The organism is Kitasatospora sp. NPDC093550 (assembly GCF_044764985.1).
In the GTDB taxonomy this organism is placed as follows: Bacteria; Actinomycetota; Actinomycetes; order Streptomycetales; family Streptomycetaceae; genus Kitasatospora.
In genome coordinates this window covers 1-22,732 of the sequence record NZ_JBIWJF010000054.1, presented here as the reverse complement: position 1 = coordinate 22,732, position 22,732 = coordinate 1, and the positions used below count along the sequence as shown (strand labels likewise).

Below are 22,732 nucleotides of genomic sequence, written 5' to 3'. Positions count from 1 at the left end.
GCGACGCGGGCCAGGCGGTCGGTCAGCTTGTCGTCGTCGAGCAGCTCGGCGACGTCGACGCCGGCGCGCGCGGCGGCGGCGGTGACGGCCTCCAGCAGCACCGCGCCGGACAGCTTCGCGCGCGGGTCGACCTCGACCTTGTCCCGGACCAGGCGGTCGCCGGTGCGCGGATCGCGGCCGGCCATCAGCACGCGGGCGGCGTCCTTGTCGACAATGTCGCCCGGAACCAGCGCCACCTCGGCCAGGCCAGAGCCGATCCATTCGAGGTCGCGCGGGCGGCCCATCCGGTACTCGATCTGGCGCTCGACGTCGCACCCGCAGTCCTCGGCGAGGCGGTACTCGACCTGGGCCGGATCGGCGCCGAGCGTCGTCACCCACGCCAACCCGGTCACCCCCCCTCGGCGGGCCTGCCGCCATGATCACGTATCGAAGATACCTTGGTGCTTTCCCTCATTTGAGCGTGATCGTTTGTGGGTGTCAATCAGCTTGGTTTGGTGGTCGTGGTCATGCTTCGGTTCGTGGCTTCGGCGTCTCGGTGCTCTGCTTCTGTGCTGCTTTCGGATCATCTGCTGGTCGGTTGATACGGCCTGATCGGTGATCGGCTGGATCCGGTGGCAGGATCGGCCGCATCCGCGCAGGCGTCCAATCTTGCTAGATAGAACGCCAGGGCGGCCGGGAGGGCGCGAGTGCGGGGCGCTTCCCGGCGCGTACGGCGGCCCGCCGTCAGCGCGTCGGGTTCGCGCCGGGGAGTGCTCCGCCGGGCCTGGGTCCCGGGCGCGGCCAGCGGCCCGGGTACCACCGGCGCGAGCCGTCGTCGGTGACGGCCTGGTGGTCGTACGCTGGCACGCGAACGCCCCCCGGCACTTCGACTGCCGGGGGGCGTTCGGTTCGTCAGCGGCTCTCGCGCAGCCGGCGGATCTCGGCGAGGAGCTCCCGCTGTCCTTCCTGCAGGGCGGTCTGCCCGGTGGCGATGTCGCCGGTCAGCTCGGCGACGGCTTGGACGGCGCGCTGCAGCACGGCCTGCCCTTCGGCCAGCTGCCTGATCGCCTCGCCCTGCTCGCGCTGGGTCTCGCGCAGGGCGGTGAGCAGCTGGTTGTTGGCGCGGCCGGTGGCCCGGACCTCGGCGGCGTCGCGGTCTGCGAGCGCGGCGAGGGTGTGGGCACTGCCGGCCTGCTCGCGCACGCGCTCCATCTCCGCCTCCAGCGCTTCGACACGGGCGCGCAGGTCGTCCATCTCGCTCATGTCCTCCATGGTCGCAGTCCCCTCTCAGACCGCGAAGCGGATGAGCTCGGCGTCGACCCGGTCCCGGGCAATCTTGTCGATCAGACGTCCGGTCCACCGGTCGTAGGCGGCGGCCGCCTCGCCCCGCAGCTCGACGGTGGACCCGGGCTCCGGCTCGCCGAGCGCGGCCAGGAGCAGGAGGGCGTCGCCGTCCTGCTCGTCGACGCTGAGCAGGCCGAGCACGGTCTCCAGCTCGGCGACGACGTCGTCGGCGGTGCAGGCGCGCCCGCGGGCGCCGGGAGGTCCGGCCAGGTCGGTGCGCCGGTCGGCGATCTCGCCGAGGACCTCGATGAGGTCGGCGTGGTCGGCGGGCCTGGTCATGGGCAGGGCCCGGCGGGCGTGGTCGAGGAGGTTGGTCATCACCGCCAGGTCCGCGCGGCCGATCGTCACCGGGTAGAGGGAGGCCCGCTGGTAGCCGGCGCCGGTCAGCAGCTCGTAGCTGCCGGGCAGCGGCTCATCGTCGCGGCGTCCGCCGAGTGCGCGGATCAGCGGCTCGGGCAGGGCGCACAGGATGTTGTCCCAGGCCTTGGCGGTGGCCCGCACATTGAGGGTCTGCGGCATCTGCCAGTCCTCGGCCTCGGGGTCGTCGTCGGTGGCCGGCTGGAGGTAGCCGACCAGCGGGTCGTCGATGTAGCCGAGCAGGGCGAGGACTTCGGGGATGTCGGGGACAAGCGCGGTGGTCTTCTCGTTCACGGGTTCGGTTCTCCCTCGGGAAACGGGCCGGGGGCCGCGCAGTGGCGGGCCCCCGGAGTCATCGTGTCGTACGGGTCGGACGGCTGGAGCGGGGTTACTCGAAGAGGCACGGGCCGATGGTGTCCCCGAAGCCCTCCCCGGGCTCGACCCAGCCGATCAGCGTGATGGTGTCCCCATCGGGGTCGTAGCTCGGGGACGTGCCGGCGTCGAGCAGCTGCTCGGCGAGCAGGAGCTGCGCGCGCTCGATGTGGTCGCCGCCGACGACGTCCTCCAGCACGATCGCGGCCTCCTCGGTGTAGCTGGCGCTGGCCGCGGCGTTCGGGGTGAGGCCGGTGACCAGTGCCGTGAGGACTTTGCCCAGTTCCTGGACGATGCCGTCCTCGGTGCTGCCGTGGCGGGTCCAGAGCTGGCGCAGGACCGCGAGGCGGACGTCGTCTCCGCCGGTGGCGCTCAGGGTGGCCAGGCTCTGCAGTCCGGTGCGGACCTGGTCGACGGCCTGGGTGATCTGGTCGGGCATTTCCTTCTCCTTCTGGTCCCGGGCCTGGGCGGGTCCGGCAGCTGAACGGCTCGCCGGCGGGGTGCCGGCGAGCCGCATCGGGGTCGGGCGGTGGCGGATCCGGGTCAGTCGTTGATGCGCTCGCCGGGGTGGTCGCGGACGAGGGTGCCGAGGGCGGGCGCCATCCCGGCCGCGTAGGTCTCGCTCCGGCAGCCGGAGCAGGTGACGAAGTAGTGGCCAGCGGCGTCCATCTCGACGCGGGCCACGCCGCCCGCGTGGCGGTACTGGTTGCTGACGATGTCGCGGGTACTCATCGCGGTCTCCTCCGTGGTGTCGAGGCGTGTTATCTAGCGAGATTGAGCGTCAGAGTGCGGCGAGGATCAGGGCGGCGGGGAGCAGGCCGAGGACGACGTGGAAGGTCTGGTCGACGTGGGCGGCGCCGCCGTGCTGGGCGAACCCGGCCTGGCGGGCCCAGCTCATCCAGCGGGCGACCGGCCAGCGGCGGTCGATCACGCTGTGGCTGATGCCGATCCAGAGCGGGCCGACGACGGCGGCCGCCGCGCTGATGTGCAGGTCCAGGACCCACTCCCCGACCATCAGCAGGACCAGGGAGACGGTGACGTGGGTGACGGCGTGGGCGACGTTCGCGGCCCAGCCGGTCCGGCCGGACCCCGCCTTGTGGGCGGCCTGGTGGTCCGTCTGCAGCGGGTAGTCGCTGGCGAGGTGAGCGGCGTACAGCAGGACGAAGATCGCGGGGAAGGCGACGGTAGCGGCGGCGTTCACGGGTCCTCCTGGGGTCTGGTTCAGCGTGGCGGGGGCGGGGGGCCCGGTGTGCACTCGCCGTGCACACCGGGCGTGACGTGGGTCTCAGCGGCCCCAGCGGTGGGTCGTCCGCCCGTGGACGATGTCCTTGTCGCCCTCGATGACCCGGCCCTTGTTGCCCGCGACGAAGTCGCCCGCGTGCCCCGCGACCACGTCACCGCCGGCGTTCGTGACGGTCTGGCCGCCGTAGCGGGTGCCGGTGTTCACGTTCTGGCCCCGCTGGTTGCCCGTCGTCGTCTCCGACTCCGAGGCGTCCAGGCCCTTCAGGCCGACCCGGCGCAGCGACTCGTTGAGGTCCTCGAAGAAGCCCATTTCGATCTCCTTTACTCGTCCGCGCCTCCCTGGCCCGGTTGGTTCAGTCTGACACGCTAGGTTCAGTTTGCGCAAGTAGGTTCACCTTGAATCGTGGTTCTGTGGTTGCTTTGTCGCCCGCTTTTCCGCTGGCGGATTTACAGGCCGGTTCGCTGGCTTTCCCGTTGGGTGTCCCGCCGGTTGCTTCGCTGGCTTCTCTGCCTTCTGGAACGCTGGCGTTCAGACCTGCGTCTTTGCTGGCTGATGCCCTCGCGGGGGTGCTGGTGAGGGCTGGGATCGGGCGGGCGCGTCCGCGCCCGGCACCCCCGGCTGACCGCCTGTGCGGGCCGCGCGTTCACCGCCGGCGCCCGCTCGGCCCTGGGGGGCCTCCCGGCCGCCGCCGGGCGCGGCCCGCCTTGAAATCACGTCACCCGCCCCGGCCGGGTTGGCTAGGGCGGGTGAAGCGGGTTCTGTCTGGTGGTCAGCGGCCGGTGGGCTGGAGCTCGTGCGCGTGGCACAGGACGGGCCCAATGAGGATGCCGATCCGGTGGACCGTCCAGCGGCCTCCGGTGAGCGGGCCCGGCGGCACCTCGTCGACGATGCGGCCGGTGCGGCCGACCGCTCGGGGATCGTCCTCGCAGGAGGTGATTCGGACTTCCTGGCCTGCCGTGAACGTCATCTTCGTGCTCCTGGTCTGCTCTGAGGGGGTGTGGGTGAGTGGTCCGGTTCCTCGCCTGCCGGGTAACTGCGGCCACCCAATGCGGGGGGAGCGGGGCGGGGCTCGGGCGTCGTTGCCGTCAGCTGGTCTGCGGGGGCTTGGGCTGCTGGGCGAGGGAGCGCAGGGTGCGGTGCTCGCGGGCGTTCGCGGCGTCCTGGTAGCGGGCGGCGGCCATGGTCTGCTCGTGCTGGCGCTGGGCCTGGGCGTCAGCGTTCATCAGCTGGGCCAGGCCGCGCTGGTGTCCGCCCGCCACGTGGTCGCGGGCCAGGCTCACCGCGTTGCCCCCGGCCTTGGCGATGTCGCCGACCGCGCGGGCGCCGGCACCGGCCGCACCGGCGATCTGCCCGACCGCCCCGACGGTGGCGGTGACGGTGCCCAGCGCCGCGTTGACCGTGCCGAGCGCGGCGACCAAACCGCCGGAGCCACCGCCCCGGGCGCCGCCGGCCTTCCCCTTCCCCGCGGCCTGGGCCTGGGCCGCGGCGATGCCGCCCTTGGGCCCGGCCGACTTCGGCGCCTTGGCGTCTTTGCCCTTGCCTTCCTTCCCGGCGAAGACCCCGGCGACGTTGGTCGAGCCGGAGATGGTCCGCCCGTCCTGCAGCGCGACCGCGAACGCGCCCTTGGGGGCCTGCCGGATCGCGGCGGGCAGCAGCTCGTGCACCGCCGGGTGGGTGAAGGTGTGGCCGCGCTTGCCGCACCGGATCTCCGACGAGTCGACCTGCAGGATGTGCCCCTTGCCGGGCTGGCCGCCGTCGCCGCAGACCTCACAGACGATCACGGCGCCGTCGACGGCGAGCGGGCCGAACAGCTGGACGGTGGCCGGGCGGCCGAATCCGAAGATGCCCACGGAAGTCTCCCTATCTGATCAGGCGTTGTTGCGGCCGCGGCGGCCGGTGGCGATCTGGTTGCTGAGGCTGACGGCGACGTTGGTCGTCACGCTCTGGACCACCCCACCGCCCTGGGCGCCGGCACCGGGCTTCGCACCGGAGGACATGGCGCCCTTGAGGACCCACAGGCCGACCGCGCCGCCGCCGAGCACGACCAGGAGCGTCACCAGGAGCCGGACGAGCTCGCCGAGCGCGTGGACCAGGTGGTCGAGGGCACCGGCGAGGAACTGGACCCCCAGACCGCCGGCGCCGAGGATCAGCGCGCCGATCGCCACCCGGACCATCCACACCGGGACCACCGGACCGCCCGGGGCCAGGGCCGCGGCAACCGACTGCGCGGTGGGCGCCGCGACCGGCTGACCGGCCATCGGCGCCTGGCCGACCGGCTGGGCGGTCCCGGTGACGATCACCTGCTGGCCCGAGGCGTCGGTGATCACGTACTGCTGCAGGAACGGGGCCCCCGGCGCCGCGTACGGCTGCTGGACCGGGGTCGGGGTGATCATCTGCGGCTGGTAGACGCTGCCCTGCGGGTTCATCTTCACTGCCCTCTTTGTCATGGTTTGGGGGCCGCGATGGGCCCGCGATGCGCTACGACGGTGCAGGTCAGAGGCACGACGGGTGCCACGACGGAGGGATGGGAGCCGCGACGGCGTCGCGGGCACGGGGTCCGGCGTCGCGGCCCGTCGCAGGCGCTCACCTGCGGCGACGCGGGCCGTCGCGGCTCCCATCGCGGGGATTTATCGGGCAATTCCGGCGGCTGCGCGGACGTCGTCGAGGAGGTAGCCGCGGGCCTTGCCGCCGGCCGACCACTCCTTCGAGACCAGCTGGCGGGGCTCGCGGGCCTCGGTCTCGGCGTCGGCGGCGAGCTGGGCGTCGATCGCCTTCTTCAGCTCGGTGCCGGTCTTGGCCGGGGTGTCCTGCTGCAGGTGGCCCCACTGCTCGGGGTCGGCGGCGACCAGGGCGGCGACCAGGTCGTCACGGCTGATCCGGTCCGGGTTCCCGGCCTGCGCGAACACGGCGAGGATCGCGGCGAGGATGCCGCGGACCCCGGCCGCCCGGCCGGAGACGATGATGCCGACGTCCTCGCCGATGCCGCCGGCCACCGACGACATGCCGGTCAGCTCGTACAGCGCGTCCTCGACCGCGTCGGGCCGGTCGCCGGGCAGGACGCCCGCGGCCTCGCGCAGGGCGTAGACCACCTTGGCGATCTGCTCGACCTCGCCGGCCTCGTCGTCGATGAAGAAGCTGCGGTTCTCGACGATCCCGATGTCCGGCGTCATGAGGATTCCGCGCCCGCGTTGCTCCAGCGGGATGTCGGCGGCGTTCGCGGTGCCGGACATTCCGCCGCCGAGGATGTTGTTGGAGTGCTGGGCCGACTCGGTGCGCATCGCCCACTTCGAGGTGACGTTCGAACGCAGACGGGAGGGGATGACCGCGACCTCGGGCATCTGGGTCGAGAGGACCAGGATGATGCCGCCGGCGGCGCCCTGGCTGGAGAGCAGGTTGAAGCTGCCGATGATGGCGTCGCGCAGGTCCTCGGGCTTGGTCACGTCGTCGCCGGTCTCGGCCAGGTAGAGCTTGATGGCCTCGATGTCGGTGTATCCGGCGACCTCGTCAACGATGACGAGCTCCAGGCCGCCCAGGTCCTCCAGCAGGTCGGGGGAGAGCTTCGCCTTTCCGAGCTTGCCGAGGATGTGCATGCGGCGCTTCATCTCGCCGACCATCACCTTGAGGAACTCAGCGAGGCGCTTCGGGTCGCCCTTGACGAAGGTGTTCATCATCGGGGCGACCCGGTTGTACTCACCGGATTCCTTGCCGTCGAAGAAGCGGACCTTCACCCGCATGTCGAACATGGCGCCCAGCAGCAGGGACATGATGGCGATGCCCTTGCCCGCCCGGGTCATACCGCCGATCAGGTACGAGCTGTCCTTGATCTTGACCTTGATGGCGGCACCGCGCTTGGTGAACGCCACGGGAATGCCGTCCTTCCAGGCGTCCAGGACGGCTCGCAGCTCCAGCAGCGGGGAGCGGCGCGACTCGGCGAACGGGTCGCGGTCGGACACCCAGAAGCTCACGCGCCCGGCCGGGCCGGCCTGCTGGATGTCGAGCTGGACCTGGTCGATGCCCAGCGCACCGGCGATCTCCACCAGCATGGAGGCGCACTTCTTCGCGGTGACGCCGGGCGGCAGGTCCACGGTGGCGATCTCGGCCGTGACGTCGCCGACCTTCTCCCGGCCGATGAGGCCGACCGGGCGGACCTGCTCGTCCTTCTTCAGGATGCCCACTGCACGCAGCGCGTTGACCAGGCGCTCGTCGGTGAGCTCCTGCTGCTCCTGGGGGATCGTGTCGAGCAGGGTGAAGGGCTGCTCTCCGGCCTCGGCGGCCTGGGCCTTGCGGGCCCGGAACCCGGCTACTCCGCACAGGGCGGCCACCCCCGCGACCATCGGACCAGCGACGATCCACTCTCCGATCGCGGCGGTGACCAGCATCGCGGTGACGTAGAGGCCCCCGCCGGCCAGGCCCGCGATGGCCCGCTTGGACTTGAACCTGTCGGCGATCTTGGCGGAGCGGGTGTCGCGCAGGATCTCGACCAGCCCGTCGTTGCCGGCCTTCTTCGCGTCCTTGATCGGACGCACGTATTCGCCGGCGAACAGGTAGTGCTGGATGTCACCGCGCAGGGTCCACGCCCCGTACATGGCGACCCAGGTCGCGCGGGCCAGGTAGACCGGCGTCCTCAACCCGTGGAACTTGGTGCGGTTCCAGGCGACGGCGCGGGCCTGCAGCAGGGTGCGGCGGGCGGTCTCGGTGTCGGCGAACGCGGCCGGCAGGACGGCGCGCATCTCCTGCTGCCACCAGCCGGTCGGCTCGTCGTCGTCGTCGCGCTGGGACTCGATGAAGCCGACCACCGGGGCAGCGCCGGCGGCGGTGGGCTCGGTCAGGGTGCCGATGGTGGCGCCGGCGTGGCCGGATTCGGTGAGCTCGGCGGCCTCACGCATCGCCTGCTCGATGTCGGCCATGCTCGCGGGGTCGAGATACTTGCGCAGATCGATGCGGTCGGCGTCGTCCGGGCCGGAGGCGGCGGGGCCGATCGGCATGTCGGTCATGATGGAGCTCCCTTTGGGATCGCTGTGGTGGTGCCGGGGGGGTTCGCGGGGCCGGCCGTCGCTTTGGTCGGTTGAGACCGGCCCCGCAGTGCTGCATCTGCTGGTGGATCAGGCGGCGGCCGTCAGACCGTCCGCGCAGGTGGTGCACTCGCCCAGGCGGGTCGAGATCACGTACGGCCGCTCGATGCGGCAGGTCGGGCAGGTCCGGCGGGCGCGCATCGCGGCCTCCAGGCCCCGGGCCCGGCCCGGGGTGAGCGGGCCGATCGGCTCCGCCAGGTCGATCCGGTAGAGGTAGGCCTCCCGGACCCCGCCGTCGCGGCAGGCCTTGGAGCTGTTCCAGCGGAGCTGGCCGGCCACCGGCTGGCGGCCGGGCCGCAGGCCCATCCGGCGGAGCTGGTCGCGGGTGGCGAGGTGGTCCGGCGCGGTGCCCCACGCCCAGGTCGGCATGCCGCCGTGGCGCTCGCCGCTCGGGTCGAGGTGGCGGGGGGCGCTCACTTCTCGCCCCGCTCGTCCTTGACCGCGCGGGTGAGGCGGGAGATGTAGTCGTTCTCCCCTCCGCCGATCAGGTCGCGGACCATGCGGTTGGAGATCGTGCGGCCGCTTTCACCGATCAGCGCGGCGTACTGGCGCACCTGCTCCAGGTGCTCCGGCGCGAGAGGCTTCTGGGCCCTCTCCCGGCGTCCCCCGCGAAGTGCCTGGAGCCCTTTCCCCCCAAGGGTTTTTGCGGTCTCGGAGGGGGTCGGGGAGGGCTTCTGCGGGACGGTCGTGGAGAGCGCTCCGCCGCCGTTGTCTCCGTCGTCTCCGGCGTCGCGCAGGACGTCGCCGAGCCAGGCGTCGAGCTCCTTGTAGATGGAGCGCTCCTCACCCATCACGGACTCCAGGGCGCGCTCGGCGCTGACCCGGCCCGCGTAGGTGACGGCGGTGACGCCGAGCGGGGCCCGGTGGATGTCCTCCCACGCCTGGGCCCAGGCCTTCTCCTCGTCGAGGGTCCCGAGCGGGTGGGCAGCGAGGATCTGCTGGTACCGCGCCCACACCGACGGGAACTGCGCGGACCGGCGGGCGTCGTGTTCGGCCTTGGCCTTCGCGTCGGCCTTCCGCTTCGCGGCCGCGGCCTTGTCGGCTGCGCGCTGCTCGCGGGTGCGGGTCTCCACGGCGGCCAGGCCGTCGAGCCACTCGCCGAGCTCCCACATCAGCGGCCCGGCGAACGAGGCGGCGGCGAGGGCGGACCCGGCGATCGGGCCGTACTCGGCTGTGCCGTGACGGTAGTTCACCCACGCTGCAAACCCGGACAGCGCGGCGGTCAGCAGCCAGAACGGGATCTTGCTCATGCCCTTGCGGCCAGCCCACGCGGTGCCGTAGACCGCGACCCAGGCCGCGAGCTCCAGCACGACGGGCAGCGGGCCGAGCAACCACGCGGTGCCGCCCTCGGGGTCGCCCGCCTTGCGCAGGCCGAGGAAGTACTTGAACTGGGCGGGCAGGGCGGCCGCCATGCAGACGGCGACGAAGATCCGGACCAGGCGCTTGAAGTCGGTGCCGGCCTCCGCGCGGCGCTCGGCCCGCTGCTGCTTGCGCTCGGTGCCGGCGTCCTTGGCCTGCTCGGCCTGCTCGGCCATCTGCTGGCGAAGCCTGTTCTGGTTGAGCTGCTCGCGCAGGGCCTTGGTGGCGGTCGCGGCCTTCGCCGCCTCCAGCTCCACGGCGGCGGCGGCCTGGTCGGCGGCGGTCTTCTTCTTCAGCGCGTCGGCGGCGGCCTTGTCCTTGGCCGCGGCGGCCTCGCGCTCCTCCCAGGAGCGGTACTCGCTCACCGGATCTCCTTCGGGTCGGTGTAGACCGGGGCCGGGACGTCGTAGGGGTGGAAGCCCTGCTCGGCGACGAATTCCAGGCACTCGACGCACGGCTGGTCCGGGGTGCACAGGTCGGGCATCAGGCCGAAGTGGGCGAGCACGTCCAAGACGGCGAAGGCGCCGATGGTGACGACCAGACCGGTGTCGTTGGGCAGCGGCCGGGACGGGTCGACGATCCGGTCGAACCCGACGGTCGCGAGCGCGGCGGCGGTCTTGACCCGGGTGTTGAGGAAGCCGAAGGCGGTGTCGAGGACCAGGCGGACGAGACGGCGGCTGAGCGGCTTCTTCATCGGGTGCCTCCAACGACGGTGGTGCGGCGGACACCGGCGGGGTGGGGCAGGGAGGCGAGGGCCTCCAGCGTCAGCACGACGGTGACGACCAGGACCAGGGCGAGGGTGTCGAGCAGGCTCAGCCGGATGCCGAGGACGAGCAGGCCGCCGCCGATCATGAGCAGGGTCCGCAGGCGGGACCACAGCAGCGGGAGGACCGGCAGCAGCAGCGCGACCAGGCGCGGGTCGATCAGCGGGCGCTTGTCGGTGGTCACGCCGCCACCGCCTTCCGGGCCTTCGGCCGGCGGGCAGCCAGGTCGCGGTTGCGGAGCGGGGTCGGCATCCGCCGCAGCAGCTGGCGGTAGTGGGCGAGGTCGAGGTGGTCGTCCTCGGTCTCGGCGACGTCGGCCAGGTCGTCGATCAGGTCGGCGAGCACGTCCCGGTACGCGGCGACGTCCTTGGTGGTGCGGGGCTCGAAGGCCGGCGCGGGCTCGTAGCCCGCGGCCTCGATCAGGTCGAGCGCGGTGACAACGCGCTGACCGGCGACGATGATGTCCATGGGGGTCGTGCTCCTTCCAGTGGAACGGCTCCCTCTAGCCCCGGCGGTGACGCGCCGGGGCTTTCCCTTTTAGGCATGGCGAATAAGGCCCTTTTGGGCCTCTCCCCAGTCCCTCACGGGCTGTTCTGATAGATGAACATAGAGGTGTTCTAGTACGCGCGCAAGCACTGTAGCTAGAATGAGTTCATGTTCTAGAACGGACGGCCCGACACGCCGTCCCGCTGGAGCTTTTGCGTTCGCGTTCTAGTACGCTGGCGCTCACTAGGGCACAGCCCACCGAATGAAGGACAGGACCCATGCCTCGCATCGAAAAGCCGGTGCCCGCGTTTATGCAGGTCACCGCACATTTCAGGCGCCAGATCCAGGACGGCGTCCTCGCGGAGGGCGCAAAGCTCCCGACCGTTGCCGAAATCGAACGGGAGTGGGGGATCGCCCGCGCCACTGCGGCCAAGGCAATCGCCCAGCTCCAGGTCGAGGGTCTGATCTACACCAGCCCGCGGGGCTCTTTCGTAGCTGGCCTGGGGGCCAAGGCCACCTCGCCGAAGGACCGTCTGGACCGCTACCGGCGGACCGGAACCCTTGACGCAAACGGCGAACATCACCGGGTCACCGCTGCGGAACTCGTCGTCGCGCCGCCCTATGTGGCCGAGCTGTTCGGACTAGAGCACGGAGCCCAGGTGATCCGCCGGGAGTTCGTGACGATCGAAGAGAAGTCACTTCGGGCTCTCACCGTGACGTGGCACGACGGGGCGCTGGCTGAGCAGGTGCCCGAGCTCCTCGCAACGACCTCCAGCAGTGTCGGGACCAGGGTGGCTGGCCTGGAGCGGGCCGTCGGAACCATCGCCAATGGCGAGGACTTCATGCATTCCCGTGGCAGCGACGCACGCGAGTCGAGCGCCCTTGGGCTGCCCAACGGAACTGGCATCGGCGCGATGGCCTGGCTGTGGACCACTCAGCGCGACGGCGACACCGTGCTCGTTGAGTACGGGGAGTCCTGCATCCCGCCCCGACACACCCTGTCCTACTCGTACTCCGTCTCCGAGGAGAGCTCCTGATGACTCCACTCGCAGATGAACTGGAAGCACTCCGCCAGGAGTACCGCGCCGGCATCTGGGTGCCCTCCCCCGGAGAGGACAGTGCAGCCCGAAGCCTGGCGAGCCTGTCCGAGTTGACCGCCTTGGGGATCAGGGAGGCGCTCGGCTCTGCCCGAACCACAAGGAGCCGGCTGGTGATTACGTACGAGAAGGTCGCCTCGGTTCTCACTCTCCCTGACATCCATGGGGCTCCGGACAACCGGGATCAACTAGTCGGAGCCGCCGTCGACGTCGCGAAGGAGATAGCCACAGGCAAGATCCCGTCCAACGGGACGTGAACAGGTTTCTGGGCATCCGTCAGCCGCCCCACGGCAAGATGGGCCCAACAATGACGGAAGCCCGCCCCCTGGCAGGGGCGGGCTTCCAGAAGTCGCCGAGCGCTCACTCGGCCATACGAGCTCCCCGATCTACCAGGACGGAGGTGCGCTCACCTTGAGCGTACGAGAAATCCAGACGTCACCGCTACCTCACTCTCGGGTCAACCCGGGTGACCTTCGGCCATTTCTGCTCGCCAGCGCGCTCCGGTACGCCGAGCGCGGGATGGCGGTGCACCCGCTGCTGGTCGGCGGGAAGGAACCCCGGTGGTCCGACTGGGAGGGCCGCGCAACCCTCGACCCGGAGCTGATCACCCGGACCTGGTCCCGGGCACCGTTCAACATCGGGGTGGCCTGCGGGCCGTCCCGTCTGGTCGTTGTCGACCTCGACGTGCCGCACCTGGACGATGAGCCCGACCCCGCGCTGACGGCCCAGGGGATCGTCGACGGACGGTCCTCATTCTCCTCGCTGATCGCCCGGACCCCGGGCGCCTCGCCAGTGGACACCATGACGGTGGAGACCTGGAGCGGCGGCGAGCACCTCGTCTTCGCCGCGCCCGAGGGTGTGGAGGTCCGCTGCTCGGCCCGGACGGTGGGCCCGTGGATCGACACCCGGGCGGTCGGCGGGTACGTGGTGGGCATCGGCTCGCACATCGACGGCCGCCCCTACCGGCTGACCAGCAGCATCACCACTCCGGCGCCACTGCCCGGTTGGCTGCTGACCGTCCTCACCACCGCCCCCGAGCCAGCCAACAGCGGGGCGCCGGGGCGGGGCGCCGCGGTGGTCGCCCGGCTGCGGGCCGTGGCCCGGCAGGGCTCGCGGGAACAGCGGTGGGCGCGGGGCATCCTGGCCTCGGAGTGCGCGGAGCTCGCGGCGATGGAGGCGAGGTCGGGCCGCAACGACCGGCTGAACAAGGCGGCGTTCCGGGCCGGGCAGCTGGTGGCCGCCGGCCTGCTCGGGCAGGCGGAGGCCGAGGACGCGCTGATCTCGACGGCGCGGGAGTGCGGCGTCGGCACTTCGAGCAAGCACCGGTACGCCCGCGAGATCGAGGCGACGGTCGCCTCGGGCATGCGGGCCGGCCTGACCCGGCCGCGGTTCATGGACGCGCGCGCCCGCCAGCTCGGCGGTGCGGCGTGAGCAGCGACGTGATCGACATGCCGGTGCAGGTGGACGTCATCGAGGCGTTCCGCCGCGAGCAGTCGAAGAAGGACAAGGCCGCCGAGTGGCTGGCCAACGCCTCGGAAGCGGACGTCCAGGCGTTCCAGGCGTTCCAGGCCGAGAAGGCTGAGCGGGAGCGTGCGGAGCAGGCCGCCAGGGAAGCGGCGGCGCGGGACGCTGAGGCGGCCCGGCGTGCCGCCGCGCAGAGCAAGGGCGGCCGGCAGGAGAGCCAGGCCGATCAGCTGATCCGGATGGCGGCCCAGCGCTACGAGTTCGGCAACAGCGAGGACGGCGACCTGTTCGCGGTGCCGCGCGAGGGGTACGGCCCGCGGATCGCGCGTCTGCTGCGCGGCGGGCGGATCAGCCTGCGGGCGGAGCTGGCGCGGCTGTACTTCGAGGCGCAGGGCAAGGCGGCCTCCAGCTCGGCGCTGGCGGACGCGATGCTGGCGATCGAGGGCCACGCGCAAGCCACCGACCCGGTGCCGCTGCACCTGCGGGTGGCCCCGCTCGGCAAGCGGTCCGAGGACGGCTTCGTCCTGGACCTCGGGCGCGCGGACGGCCAGGTCGTCACGGTCACCCGGCACGGCTGGCAGGTGGGGCCGGCCCGGCCCGGTCAGCCGCTGTTCCGGCGCTCGCAGCTCACCCAGCCGCTGCCGATCCCGCAGCAGGGCGGCTCGCTCAAGGAGCTGCGCAAGCTGCTGAACGTGACCGACGAGTCGTGGCCGCTGCTGGTGTCCTGGCTGGTAGCGGGCATGCTGCCCGGCATCCCGCACTCGGTGCTGTTCCTCTCCGGCGAGCAGGGCACGGCGAAGAGCACCGCGACCAAGATGCTGGTGAAGCTGATCGACCCGAGCGCGGCGCCGGCCCGCGCGACGCCGAAGGACGCCGACGACTGGGCGACGGCGGCGGTCGGCTCCTGGGTGGTCGGGCTGGACAACCTGAGCCGCATCCCGGAGTGGCTCTCGGATGCGATCTGCCGGGCCGCGACCGGCGACGCCAACGTCAAGCGGACCCTGTACAGCGACTCGGACGTGACGGTCCAGCAGTTCCGGCGGGTCGTGGTCTTCAACGGCATCGACGTCGGCGCCCTGCGCGGCGACCTGGCCGACCGCATGATCCCGGTGCACCTGCACCGGATCACCAAGCGCCGCACGGACACCGCCCTCTGGGAGGCGTACGACGAAGCCCAGCCGCGCATCCTGGGCGCGCTGCTCAACCTGGTGGTGAAGACCCTCCACGCGCTCGCCCCCATCCGCGAGCAGGCCGACAACGGGGAGATCCCGCTGCCCCGCATGGCCGACAACGGCCTGGTCATGGCCGCGCTGGACAGCATCATGGGCGACAGCAGCGACATCCTGCGCAGCTACCTGGAGGAGCGGCGCGAGCTCGCCGAGGAGGTCGTCGAGTCCGACCAGGTCGCCATGACGCTGATGCGGATGGTGAAGGAGGAACCGCCGGCTGCCGACGGCGCCCACGAGTGGGAGGGCAGCACGCAGGAGCTGCTCGACAAGCTCGGCGGGATGCTGCCCGGCATGCTGCCGGAGTCGTGGCCGCGCACGCCGAACCACCTGTCGCGCCGGATCAACCGCGCCGCGTCCGACCTCGACAAGCTCGGCGTCGACATCACCAAGGGCAAGACCGGCTCCGTCCGCTGGACCCGCATCCGCTACGTCCCCCGCGTCCAGGAGACGCAGGCCCCGCCGCCGCCCGCCGTCCAGGGCCGGCTGGTCGAGTAGCCCGCACCGCCCCGCCGAACCCGCCGTGCCCCGGGCACGCGCGGGTCTTCGGCGTGCCCCGGTATCAGCCGCGGGCCCGCTCGTAGTGCTCCCAGGCCTGGCGGAGCGCCTCGGCCGCCGGCGAATCGGCGTCCAGGCCGTGCGCGGCCTCCAGGTGGTCGAGGTAGGCGTCGAGGGTGTCCGGCCCGTCCGGCCACTCAGGGTCGGCCGCGACATCCTTCGCCAAGTCCCCGATCGACCCGCTGACCTGCGAGAACTGCTCCAGCCACGCCGCGAAATCGCCCACGGTGCCTCCCTTGTCCAGCCGACCCCGTGTCGGCGGCCGCAGCCTATCGCGGGCGCCCATCATCGATCACGGAAAGTTACCGTCCCTGAGGGACGATAACTGCGGCCAGCAGGGACGGTAACCCCAGATCTACCGTCCCTGAGGGACGGTAACCGCGGTTTTACCGTCCCTCAGGGACGGTAACCACGGCCTTACCGTCCCACCGCCGAGACTTATCGTCCCTAGGTTGACCTCGAACGTGTCCGAAATGCCCGTTTCTAGGGACGCAAGGGACGATCCCGACCCCTTCATCTCTGTTGCAATGTCGAAGAAGAGAGAGAGAGACAGAGATGAAGGGGATGGGATCGTCCCTTGCGTCCCAAAACGATCTTGACCTCTCTCAATGATCTACAGAACGTGACGAAACCCGACCTGCAGACGGCCGATCCGCCCCGCCACCGACGGCGCTTCCCCCCGTTGGCTGGCTCAGAGAACCTCGGCAATCCCTCACCCCCAGTCCTGGGAGCGGAAGGAGGAGACAAAAGGGAGGGGGAGGCGCTCGGCAGGCCGGTGCCGACCAGCGAGGCGCGGGTGACGGTCGGCAGGAGGCGGGCCGCGCCCGGCGGCGGCCGGGAGGCCCCCCGGGGCCGAGCGGGCGTTGGCGGTGAACGCGCGGCCCGCACAGGCGGTCAGCCGGGGGTGCCGGGCGCGGACGCGCCCGCCCGCTTCCACTCCCTTCCGGGGAGGGAGCGACGGGTGGTTCGGGAGGACCTGAGGGCGGACCCCCGGTGGGCAGACGGCCCTTGGGCACGCCATCAGCCAAGGTGAGCTCCAAAGAGGCACTTTGGGCCAATCCGACCCCGGCCGGGGGGCGGGTGTGGGTACGGTGCTGGGCCATGGCGAACACTCAGAACGTCGAGCGGCCGCGGATCCCCGGCTGTCTGCCGGGGGAGGAGCCCTACGAGCTGGTCCCGCCGGCCAGGATGGCGGGGCTCCAGAAATGGCGGGCGACCCCGGCGGAGGAACGAGAGCGGAAGGAACGGTCCTGGTCGGCCCGGATGAAGGCCTGCAGCGTCTGGGCGCAGGAACACGGGGTGCGCCTGGTGGAGGGAAGCGACGATCCGGCCTGGCTGCTGAAGGTGACGTCGCGCAGGGACTACGGGCTCCGGCCGGAATGGCTCGACCATCCGCTGTGCTGGGCGAAGGACCGGCGGCCCGCAGCCATTACGGCCTCGCTGTACGACTACGGCCGCCACGCCCAGGCGATCCACGGATGGCTGGCGGACAAGCCCGGCATCGGCCTGACGACCGGACGGGGCTGGTACCACGACGGAACGGTCCAGATCGTCCTGTGGCGGTGCGACGTGCTCGGCGACGGCGTGACAGCCGCCGACGCGGGGCCGGACGCACTGCGCTGGCTCTGACCCGGTGCCGAAGGGACCCGACCCCTCCGGCACCGGGGCCGGCCGAGTCAGCGGGCGACCGTGGACCGGTGCACATACGGACTATCTAGCAAGATTGGCCGTCCCCGCTGCTCCCGGGTTCCCACCCGGGACAGGAGGTCTAGGGGCGAGGGGTCGTCAGCTGAGTGATCAGGTCGCCCACCTGGTCAGCCTGGGTGGTGAGCCGTTCGGCGTCGAGGCGGGCCCGGGCGGCCACGTTCCGCCAGTAGGCGGCGTCGCTCTTCGCCTTGTCCGCGTCCTCGGTGCGGCCCTCGGCTTCGGCATAGTGCTGGTCCGCTTCGGCCTGCTCCGTACGGTTGGTGGCCTGGCGGGCGTCGCGGTGGGCCTGGGCGGCGGCCTCGCGCAGCCTGGTGTGCTCCCGGCGCGCCCGCTCGGGGGCCGCGGCCAGGGCGTGGTCGAGCGCGGCACGCAGGATGTCGCCTGTGGTGACCACTTGGGCGCGGAGCTTGGCGCGGTGGGCGAGATCGTCGGCGGTCGGCGCGTTGATCGCGGAGAGGGCCGCGGCCATTCCGGCGAGGACGGTCACCCCGCCGTTCTCCCGGAGGGACTGGCGAACGATCACCTCAGGTCCGTCCCCCCACCTGTCGGCCCATTCCTGGAGCTGGCGCTCGATCTCCTCGTGGTGCCAGTGGCAGGCCCGCTGGAGACGCTCGCCGAGCTCGTGCGGAAGTCGGACCCCGAGCCGTCCGACGAAGCGGGTCTCGCCCTCGTCGTGTGCGCCGCTGTAGCGGGCCGGGTCGGTGCCCCACCTGCGGCCGGCGGCCAGCGCGCCGGGTGGGATCGGCGGCCAGTCGCGGTCCCACCCGCGGGCTGCGAGCTCGGCCCGGACACCGGGCACCAGCAGCCAGTCCCGACTCCCTGCCAGAAGACCGGCCTCCCGTTGTTCGGCCAGCCGCTCTCGGGTCGCCCGCCGGGCCTGCGAGAGCTTGCTGCCACGCAGTCCCCGGTGCTCCTCGCGTTCCGTCGCCAGCCAGGCGCGCTCCTCCCCGGCGGCCATCGATGCCACCAGGTCGAGCAGCGCCAGCCGCTCCTCCACCACCGCCACCGTGAACTGAACCGTCGGCATCCCCATGCGGGCAATCATGCGAGATAACGTGCTGTCGGTGCAGCTCTCGGGCTACCCGGTCACCCAAACGGGACGCCACCACGACCGCGCACTATCTAGCAAGATTGAGCGCCACCCGGGGCGGCGGGCGGAGTGTCTAGGCTGATCTCGCCCGCAATCCTGCGGGCGGAAAAGCAGGCGGTGACGCTGGCGGGGTGGCCTGCCTGGCGCCGCCTCTGAGCTGCAGAGGAGGCTGATATGAGTCCGACGATCGATCTGCCAGGGATCGAGAGCGGGATGCGGACCGGGATCGGCCAGGTCACCGTGATCGGGATGCTGAAGGGAGGCGCGGGCAAGACCACCAGCGCCGTCTACCTCGCCCTGGTGCTGCGGTCGCTCGGCTTCACCGTGGTGGTGGTCGACGCCGACAGCGTCAGCCAGACCGCGTACGGCTGGGCACGCGACGCCGAAGCCGCCGACACCCCGCTGCCCTTCCCCGTCGAGCGTTACCCCTTCCAGGACCTGGGCGAGTACGTCACCCAGCTCCGCAAGGAATACGACCACGTCATCGTCGACGTCGGCGGCGGCAACGCGGCCCTCCTCGCCGACGTCCTGGAGAAGGCGAACCGGCTGATCGTCACTCTCGCCCCCTCGAAGTTCGACCAGAAGCAGCTCGCGGCGACCTTCAAGCAGGCCCGCACCGCCGCAGCCGGCCACGAGGGGGACGGCTTCGCGGTCTACGTCCTGCTCACCCGGGCGGACGCGCGCACCAGCCAGCCCCGGGACGCGCGGCGCCAGCTCGAAGAGGACGAGCGGCCGGTGCTCGATGCGGAGATCCCCGCGCGGGTCGAGTACGAGCGGGCGATCGACACCTGCCCCACGAACCTCGACGACTACCGGGCGGTCTGGAACGAGATCAAGGAGGCGGAGGCGGCCTGATGGTCAAGCAGATGAGGATGGCCCCGTTGCCGACCGAGGCTGAGGTGGAGCCGGAGCTGACCAGCGTCGACCAGCTGACGCCGGCGGAGCGCGACCGGATTGCCGCCCGCCAAGCCGCCAGCGTTCCGGCAGCCGCAGACGAAGGCGTGAAGACCAGCGCTGCAGACAGCGGCAGCGCTGGTGAATCCGCAGGCGAGAACACCGGCGAGAAAGCCGGCAGCGGCGACGGCAGTAGGCCGGGCCGCCGCCTTGGGCGGCCCCGGGGACCGGAGCGGGTCAAGCTCAGCGTGCGGATCCTCAAGGCCCACGACGAGAAGCTGACCCAAGCGGTCGAGCAGACCGGCGACAACCCCCAGGAGCTCGTCGACCGGGCACTGAAGCTCCTCTTCGCGAAGCTCAAGCTCTAGCGGAAGCCCGCAGGTGCCTGGACCTGCGCGAAAGCCAGCACTGACGCCTGCAGGAAAGCCCGCACCCCTGACTGCCGGGATGCGGGCTTTCCTGCAGGCGTTTTCGCAGGCCGAATTACTCGGCTTTCTTGATCCACGCCCGGACGGTGTTCGACGCGATCCCGGTCAGTTCGGTGATCCGACGGAACGGGACTTCCATGGCTCGGGCCTCGACAACCAGGGGCAGCAGCTCCTCGTCGAGGTCGTCGATGTCGGACTGCAGCTGGATCCGGCGGGCACCGGGGCCAGCGAGCTTGGCCTCGGCGTCAGCCCTGAGCTGAGAGGGAGTTCTCTGAGTCATGAGTGTCAGATTGACACACGACGTGCAGCTTGCGCAATCGCCAGTGTTCATGTTGCACTTTATTGCGCTAAATGATTTCTTTGTATCAATATGATCAAGCGTGCTGATGGTGAGGCGGGCCGCAGGGTCCGGCGGCTGAGAGGGGAGAGCGCCGTGTACATGAAGAGCAGCGAGCAGTTCGAGGCGGTCGACTAGCCGGCTCATCGGCAAGTACGGGTGTCAGCGGCCCCGGCCGCGCCTGCGGCCGTCTCGCCCGCCGTTCAGCTGCAGTGGCCGGGCCCGGGATACTAGGAACGGTGACAGAACATCAGCGGCGCCCACTGTGGACCGGGCCAAGGGATAACGCGGACGAACAGCAGACGGCCCGGCAGCGGCGAGGGACGGCGGCAGAACGGGTGTGGTGGGACGGCATCGCCCCAGCGGTCCCGGAGCCCACTTCCCGCCCCGCGCTGGGCCGCCGGCGGCTCGGTGCCGGGCCTGGGGTCGCTGACGGGATGGCCGCCCCAGAGGAATGACCGGCTGACGTCACCAGGGGCGGCCGAACAGAGGGCCGTCGAACTCTGGCGGGCCCATGATCTGAGCCATCTCAACCATGTCCTCGAAGACGAAGTGGTCGGCCTGCTCGGGCCGGTCCGCCTGGAGCTCAGCGCACATCTCGCGGGTGAGCCGGTGACCGTTTACCAGAGGCCATCCGTCCGGCCCGGGCTGCATGGAGAGCTTGTCCACGCCGATCACGTCCGGCCGCCAGTCTCCGTTCTTGGGAGTTGGGATCATCTTCTCCATCGCCGCGGCGAGGTCCTCCTCGGAACGGACGGTGTGCACCGTCACCCCGGCCATCGGATGGTCGTCATCGTGGATCCAGGTGACCGGCGGCCCCTCGCAGAACTCGCAGGGACCGTAGCGATCGCAGTTGCGCCAGCCGTTGTGAGGAAGGGCGACACCGGGGCAGGCGGGCCCCCGCGAGCACGACATGCTGCCGTCCTTGTGGTCCAGCTGCTGACCGCTGCACCGGCCGGCCACGCCGCTGGTGCCGATGGGCTTGAACTTGAGCTTCCGACGGTTTCCCACGGTTCACCTCGCCGGTCATCGGTGCTGAGCGGTGACATCCTCCCGGCTGAAGCAGGGAGGAGAGGACAGCGACGCGGATCCCGATCGAGTGCTGTGGCCTGCGGCCAGCTGACGGTTCAGCCCTCGGCTCGGCCTGGAGCGGCCCGGGCCCGATGGTTCGGCTTTCAGGGAGGACCGGCACGGCCGGTAACGGGAGCAGTCAGCTGCTGGTGAGCTGGTTCGGAACCCGACCGGAGGCACGGAGCTCCTGCAGGTCGGGGATGTGGTTGTAGAGGGTGCCCGGGCTGACCCCGAGGAGCTTGGCAATCGACGTGATCGAGTTGTCGGGGTTGGGAAGCAGGTCGCGGGCGGCTCGGATGATCTCGGGGGTGGCGACGGTCGGCCGACCACCGACCCGGCCGCGGGCACGGGCGGCGTCCAACCCTTCGCGGGTGCCGGAGACGATCAGCTCGCGGATGAACTCCGCGAGCGCGGCAAAGACATGGAAGACGAGCCGCCCGCCGGGAGTGGTGGTGTCCAGGCGCTCGTGCAGCGAGCAGAACCCGATCTCCCGGCGGCGGAGCTCGCCGACCATGTTCACTAGGTCCTTGAGCGAGCGGCCGTAGCGGTCGAGCGAGGGGACGACCAGGGTGTCGCCGGCGGCGAGGAAGGCGTGGCAGGCCGTGAGCTCGGGACGCAAGTCGTCCTTGCCGGACTTCTTGTCGGCGAAGATGCGCCGGCATCCGGCTGCGGTGAGGGCGTCGATCTGGCGGTCGAGCTTCTGGCCGCCGGTGGACACCCGGGCGTAGCCGATGAGGATCTCGGTGCGGTGGGCGGGCTCGGCGACCAGGAGGTCGAAGTTGTCGGGTTCGAAGGGGGTGCTCACGCCCCGGATTGTGTCAGAAAACGGTGTTCCGAGGTTCTTGAACAGCTCTGGTTTTTGAAGGGGTTTTTGAAGGCTCTGAGGGGTCGTCGGGCGGTCCGGCCGCCAGTCTTCAGGAAACGATGGTTTGTTGAAGCTCGTGCACCGGGGGGAGCAGCTCTGCCGTCATGATCACTTCCAGGTCGACCGCTGCCCACCTCGCCCGGGGGCGCGATTGCACTCGGTAGTTGACGGGGTCACAACAACGATTGACGGGTCCACAACAACGCTAGACCGGGTAGTTGATCATGACATGACAAGCAGCGGGGCGGCTGAGCCGATGTACGTAACGGCTGTTCAAACTCTATCGGAGCTGACGGTTTTGATGGCCTGGATGCCACGGTGGAGGCCGCGATAAAGAGGGCTTGGCCCGTGAGGCGAGGGTTAAGGATTGAGGAGGGCGACAGGAACCCAATTGCGCACGCCGGTGAGACTATTAGGCCGTCGGTGAGGGCAGCAGGGTGCACCCCGGTATCAGGGTTTCGACCGCCATCGCGCTGTCGCGAGCCGAGGTCGACCGCAAGTGAGTTGCGAACCTTGGTGCTGTTCCAGGTCGCTCCGTGGCGGCAGCGGAGCAGGCGAGAGGCGTTTCGCGCAGTGCCACGCGGACCGTCGCACCCGCAGTGAGGGACACCGCGGACGCCGTCCGGACAGTGCCCCGACGCATTGGCCACTGGTGTCCGCCGGCGTCCGCGACTGGGGACACAATGACGGGCGTCAACGTCCTCGACTGTCCCCGCCGGCTGGCGCAACACCCGCACAGGGACGTTTCGCGCAGTGCCACGCGGACCGTCGCACCCGCAGTGAGGGACACCGCGGACGCCGTCCGGACAGTGCCCCGACGCATTGGCCACTGGTGTCCGCCGGCGTCCGCGACTGGGGACACAATGACGGGCGTCAACGTCCTCGACTGTCCCCGCCGGCTGGCGCAACACCCGCACAGGGACGTTTCGCGCAGTGCCACGCGGACCGTCGCACCCGCAGTGAGGGACACCGCGGACGCCGTCCGGACAGTGCCCCGACGCATTGGCCACTGGTGTCCG

General features: G+C 71.0%; 28 protein-coding genes. 7 read left to right on the top strand and 21 right to left on the bottom strand.

Features of this window, described 5'->3' with window-relative positions:
* The 16 genes from ACIRD3_RS39500 to ACIRD3_RS39425 all read right to left on the bottom strand — a co-directional run.
* Nucleotides 1-374: relaxase domain-containing protein (locus tag ACIRD3_RS39500; RefSeq protein WP_402226736.1), on the bottom strand; the 374-nt coding region annotated here is incomplete at its 3' end.
* Nucleotides 375-891: 517 nt separating this feature from the next.
* A complete protein-coding gene (locus ACIRD3_RS39495) occupies nucleotides 892-1,242 on the bottom strand; it encodes a hypothetical protein (RefSeq protein ID WP_402226734.1) in 351 nt (116 codons plus the stop codon).
* A gap of 24 nt (nucleotides 1,243-1,266) precedes the next feature.
* Nucleotides 1,267-1,974, bottom strand: coding sequence for a hypothetical protein (locus tag ACIRD3_RS39490; RefSeq protein ID WP_402226731.1), 708 nt, complete (start codon nucleotides 1,972-1,974; stop codon nucleotides 1,267-1,269).
* Nucleotides 1,975-2,068: 94 nt separating this feature from the next.
* On the bottom strand, nucleotides 2,069-2,491 hold the full coding sequence (locus ACIRD3_RS39485; RefSeq protein ID WP_402226729.1) for a hypothetical protein: 423 nt from the start codon (nucleotides 2,489-2,491) through the stop codon (nucleotides 2,069-2,071).
* A gap of 104 nt (nucleotides 2,492-2,595) precedes the next feature.
* Complete coding sequence (locus tag ACIRD3_RS39480) at nucleotides 2,596-2,784, bottom strand: hypothetical protein (RefSeq protein ID WP_402226728.1); 189 nt, start codon at nucleotides 2,782-2,784, stop codon at nucleotides 2,596-2,598.
* A 49-nt stretch (nucleotides 2,785-2,833) separates the two neighbouring features.
* Complete coding sequence (locus tag ACIRD3_RS39475) at nucleotides 2,834-3,253, bottom strand: DUF3307 domain-containing protein (protein ID WP_402226725.1); 420 nt, start codon at nucleotides 3,251-3,253, stop codon at nucleotides 2,834-2,836.
* Nucleotides 3,254-3,337: 84 nt separating this feature from the next.
* Nucleotides 3,338-3,604: a hypothetical protein gene (locus tag ACIRD3_RS39470; protein ID WP_402226722.1), complete on the bottom strand. Its 267-nt coding sequence runs from the start codon at nucleotides 3,602-3,604 to the stop codon at nucleotides 3,338-3,340.
* Nucleotides 3,605-4,064: 460 nt separating this feature from the next.
* Nucleotides 4,065-4,262: a hypothetical protein gene (locus ACIRD3_RS39465; protein ID WP_402226719.1), complete on the bottom strand. Its 198-nt coding sequence runs from the start codon at nucleotides 4,260-4,262 to the stop codon at nucleotides 4,065-4,067.
* A 118-nt stretch (nucleotides 4,263-4,380) separates the two neighbouring features.
* The gene (locus ACIRD3_RS39460) at nucleotides 4,381-5,145 is read right to left on the bottom strand and encodes a hypothetical protein (protein ID WP_402226716.1); all 765 of its coding nucleotides are present in this window, start codon (nucleotides 5,143-5,145) and stop codon (nucleotides 4,381-4,383) included.
* Between the two features lie 18 nt (nucleotides 5,146-5,163).
* A complete protein-coding gene (locus ACIRD3_RS39455; protein ID WP_402226713.1) occupies nucleotides 5,164-5,727 on the bottom strand; it encodes a hypothetical protein in 564 nt (187 codons plus the stop codon).
* Between the two features lie 195 nt (nucleotides 5,728-5,922).
* The gene (locus ACIRD3_RS39450) at nucleotides 5,923-8,289 is read right to left on the bottom strand and encodes an FtsK/SpoIIIE domain-containing protein (protein ID WP_402226710.1); all 2,367 of its coding nucleotides are present in this window, start codon (nucleotides 8,287-8,289) and stop codon (nucleotides 5,923-5,925) included.
* A 108-nt stretch (nucleotides 8,290-8,397) separates the two neighbouring features.
* The gene (locus ACIRD3_RS39445) at nucleotides 8,398-8,784 is read right to left on the bottom strand and encodes an RRQRL motif-containing zinc-binding protein (RefSeq protein WP_402226707.1); all 387 of its coding nucleotides are present in this window, start codon (nucleotides 8,782-8,784) and stop codon (nucleotides 8,398-8,400) included.
* Nucleotides 8,781-10,091, bottom strand: a complete 1,311-nt coding sequence (locus ACIRD3_RS39440) for a hypothetical protein (RefSeq protein WP_402226706.1) — start codon at nucleotides 10,089-10,091, stop codon at nucleotides 8,781-8,783. Before ACIRD3_RS39440 ends, ACIRD3_RS39445 begins: the two co-directional genes overlap by 4 nt.
* Nucleotides 10,088-10,420, bottom strand: coding sequence for a hypothetical protein (locus tag ACIRD3_RS39435; protein WP_402226704.1), 333 nt, complete (start codon nucleotides 10,418-10,420; stop codon nucleotides 10,088-10,090). The genes ACIRD3_RS39440 and ACIRD3_RS39435 overlap by 4 nt, the downstream gene beginning before the upstream one ends.
* On the bottom strand, nucleotides 10,417-10,674 hold the full coding sequence (locus ACIRD3_RS39430) for a hypothetical protein (RefSeq protein ID WP_402226701.1): 258 nt from the start codon (nucleotides 10,672-10,674) through the stop codon (nucleotides 10,417-10,419). The genes ACIRD3_RS39435 and ACIRD3_RS39430 overlap by 4 nt, the downstream gene beginning before the upstream one ends.
* Nucleotides 10,671-10,958: a hypothetical protein gene (locus ACIRD3_RS39425; RefSeq protein ID WP_402226698.1), complete on the bottom strand. Its 288-nt coding sequence runs from the start codon at nucleotides 10,956-10,958 to the stop codon at nucleotides 10,671-10,673. Before ACIRD3_RS39425 ends, ACIRD3_RS39430 begins: the two co-directional genes overlap by 4 nt.
* A 296-nt stretch (nucleotides 10,959-11,254) precedes the next feature.
* Here ACIRD3_RS39425 and ACIRD3_RS39420 point away from each other — a divergent pair, with 296 nt between their 5' ends.
* From ACIRD3_RS39420 to ACIRD3_RS39405, 4 genes are all read left to right on the top strand, one after another.
* A complete protein-coding gene (locus ACIRD3_RS39420) occupies nucleotides 11,255-12,013 on the top strand; it encodes a GntR family transcriptional regulator (protein ID WP_402226697.1) in 759 nt (252 codons plus the stop codon).
* Nucleotides 12,013-12,330 carry a hypothetical protein gene (locus tag ACIRD3_RS39415; RefSeq protein ID WP_402226694.1) on the top strand — a complete coding sequence of 106 codons (318 nt, stop codon included), beginning with the start codon at nucleotides 12,013-12,015 and terminating at the stop codon, nucleotides 12,328-12,330. Before ACIRD3_RS39420 ends, ACIRD3_RS39415 begins: the two co-directional genes overlap by 1 nt.
* 154 nt (nucleotides 12,331-12,484) lie before the next feature.
* Complete coding sequence (locus ACIRD3_RS39410) at nucleotides 12,485-13,504, top strand: bifunctional DNA primase/polymerase (protein WP_402226693.1); 1,020 nt, start codon at nucleotides 12,485-12,487, stop codon at nucleotides 13,502-13,504.
* Nucleotides 13,501-15,261 carry an ATP-binding protein gene (locus tag ACIRD3_RS39405; RefSeq protein ID WP_402226691.1) on the top strand — a complete coding sequence of 587 codons (1,761 nt, stop codon included), beginning with the start codon at nucleotides 13,501-13,503 and terminating at the stop codon, nucleotides 15,259-15,261. The genes ACIRD3_RS39410 and ACIRD3_RS39405 overlap by 4 nt, the downstream gene beginning before the upstream one ends.
* 64 nt (nucleotides 15,262-15,325) lie before the next feature.
* On the opposite strand, the gene ACIRD3_RS39400 is transcribed toward ACIRD3_RS39405, so the two are convergent.
* Nucleotides 15,326-15,547, bottom strand: coding sequence for a YozE family protein (locus tag ACIRD3_RS39400; RefSeq protein WP_402226688.1), 222 nt, complete (start codon nucleotides 15,545-15,547; stop codon nucleotides 15,326-15,328).
* A gap of 875 nt (nucleotides 15,548-16,422) precedes the next feature.
* Between ACIRD3_RS39400 and ACIRD3_RS39395 the strand changes: the two genes are divergently transcribed.
* Nucleotides 16,423-16,950, top strand: coding sequence for a hypothetical protein (locus tag ACIRD3_RS39395; protein WP_402226687.1), 528 nt, complete (start codon nucleotides 16,423-16,425; stop codon nucleotides 16,948-16,950).
* A gap of 139 nt (nucleotides 16,951-17,089) precedes the next feature.
* Here the strand turns inward: ACIRD3_RS39395 and ACIRD3_RS39390 are convergent, their stop codons facing one another.
* A complete protein-coding gene (locus ACIRD3_RS39390) occupies nucleotides 17,090-18,061 on the bottom strand; it encodes a hypothetical protein (RefSeq protein WP_402226686.1) in 972 nt (323 codons plus the stop codon).
* Between the two features lie 231 nt (nucleotides 18,062-18,292).
* Between ACIRD3_RS39390 and ACIRD3_RS39385 the strand changes: the two genes are divergently transcribed.
* Both ACIRD3_RS39385 and ACIRD3_RS39380 read left to right on the top strand, forming a co-directional pair.
* Nucleotides 18,293-18,973, top strand: a complete 681-nt coding sequence (locus tag ACIRD3_RS39385; protein ID WP_402226685.1) for an AAA family ATPase — start codon at nucleotides 18,293-18,295, stop codon at nucleotides 18,971-18,973.
* Nucleotides 18,973-19,380: a hypothetical protein gene (locus tag ACIRD3_RS39380; protein WP_402226682.1), complete on the top strand. Its 408-nt coding sequence runs from the start codon at nucleotides 18,973-18,975 to the stop codon at nucleotides 19,378-19,380. The genes ACIRD3_RS39385 and ACIRD3_RS39380 overlap by 1 nt, the downstream gene beginning before the upstream one ends.
* Before the next feature lie 115 nt (nucleotides 19,381-19,495).
* Here the strand turns inward: ACIRD3_RS39380 and ACIRD3_RS39375 are convergent, their stop codons facing one another.
* The 3 genes from ACIRD3_RS39375 to ACIRD3_RS39365 all read right to left on the bottom strand — a co-directional run bounded on the left by ACIRD3_RS39375 (nucleotide 19,496) and on the right by ACIRD3_RS39365 (nucleotide 21,653).
* A complete protein-coding gene (locus tag ACIRD3_RS39375; protein ID WP_402226680.1) occupies nucleotides 19,496-19,720 on the bottom strand; it encodes a hypothetical protein in 225 nt (74 codons plus the stop codon).
* A gap of 525 nt (nucleotides 19,721-20,245) precedes the next feature.
* On the bottom strand, nucleotides 20,246-20,788 hold the full coding sequence (locus tag ACIRD3_RS39370; RefSeq protein WP_402226679.1) for a hypothetical protein: 543 nt from the start codon (nucleotides 20,786-20,788) through the stop codon (nucleotides 20,246-20,248).
* Between the two features lie 199 nt (nucleotides 20,789-20,987).
* Complete coding sequence (locus ACIRD3_RS39365) at nucleotides 20,988-21,653, bottom strand: recombinase family protein (RefSeq protein WP_402226678.1); 666 nt, start codon at nucleotides 21,651-21,653, stop codon at nucleotides 20,988-20,990.
* Nucleotides 21,654-22,732 lie beyond the last annotated feature (1,079 nt).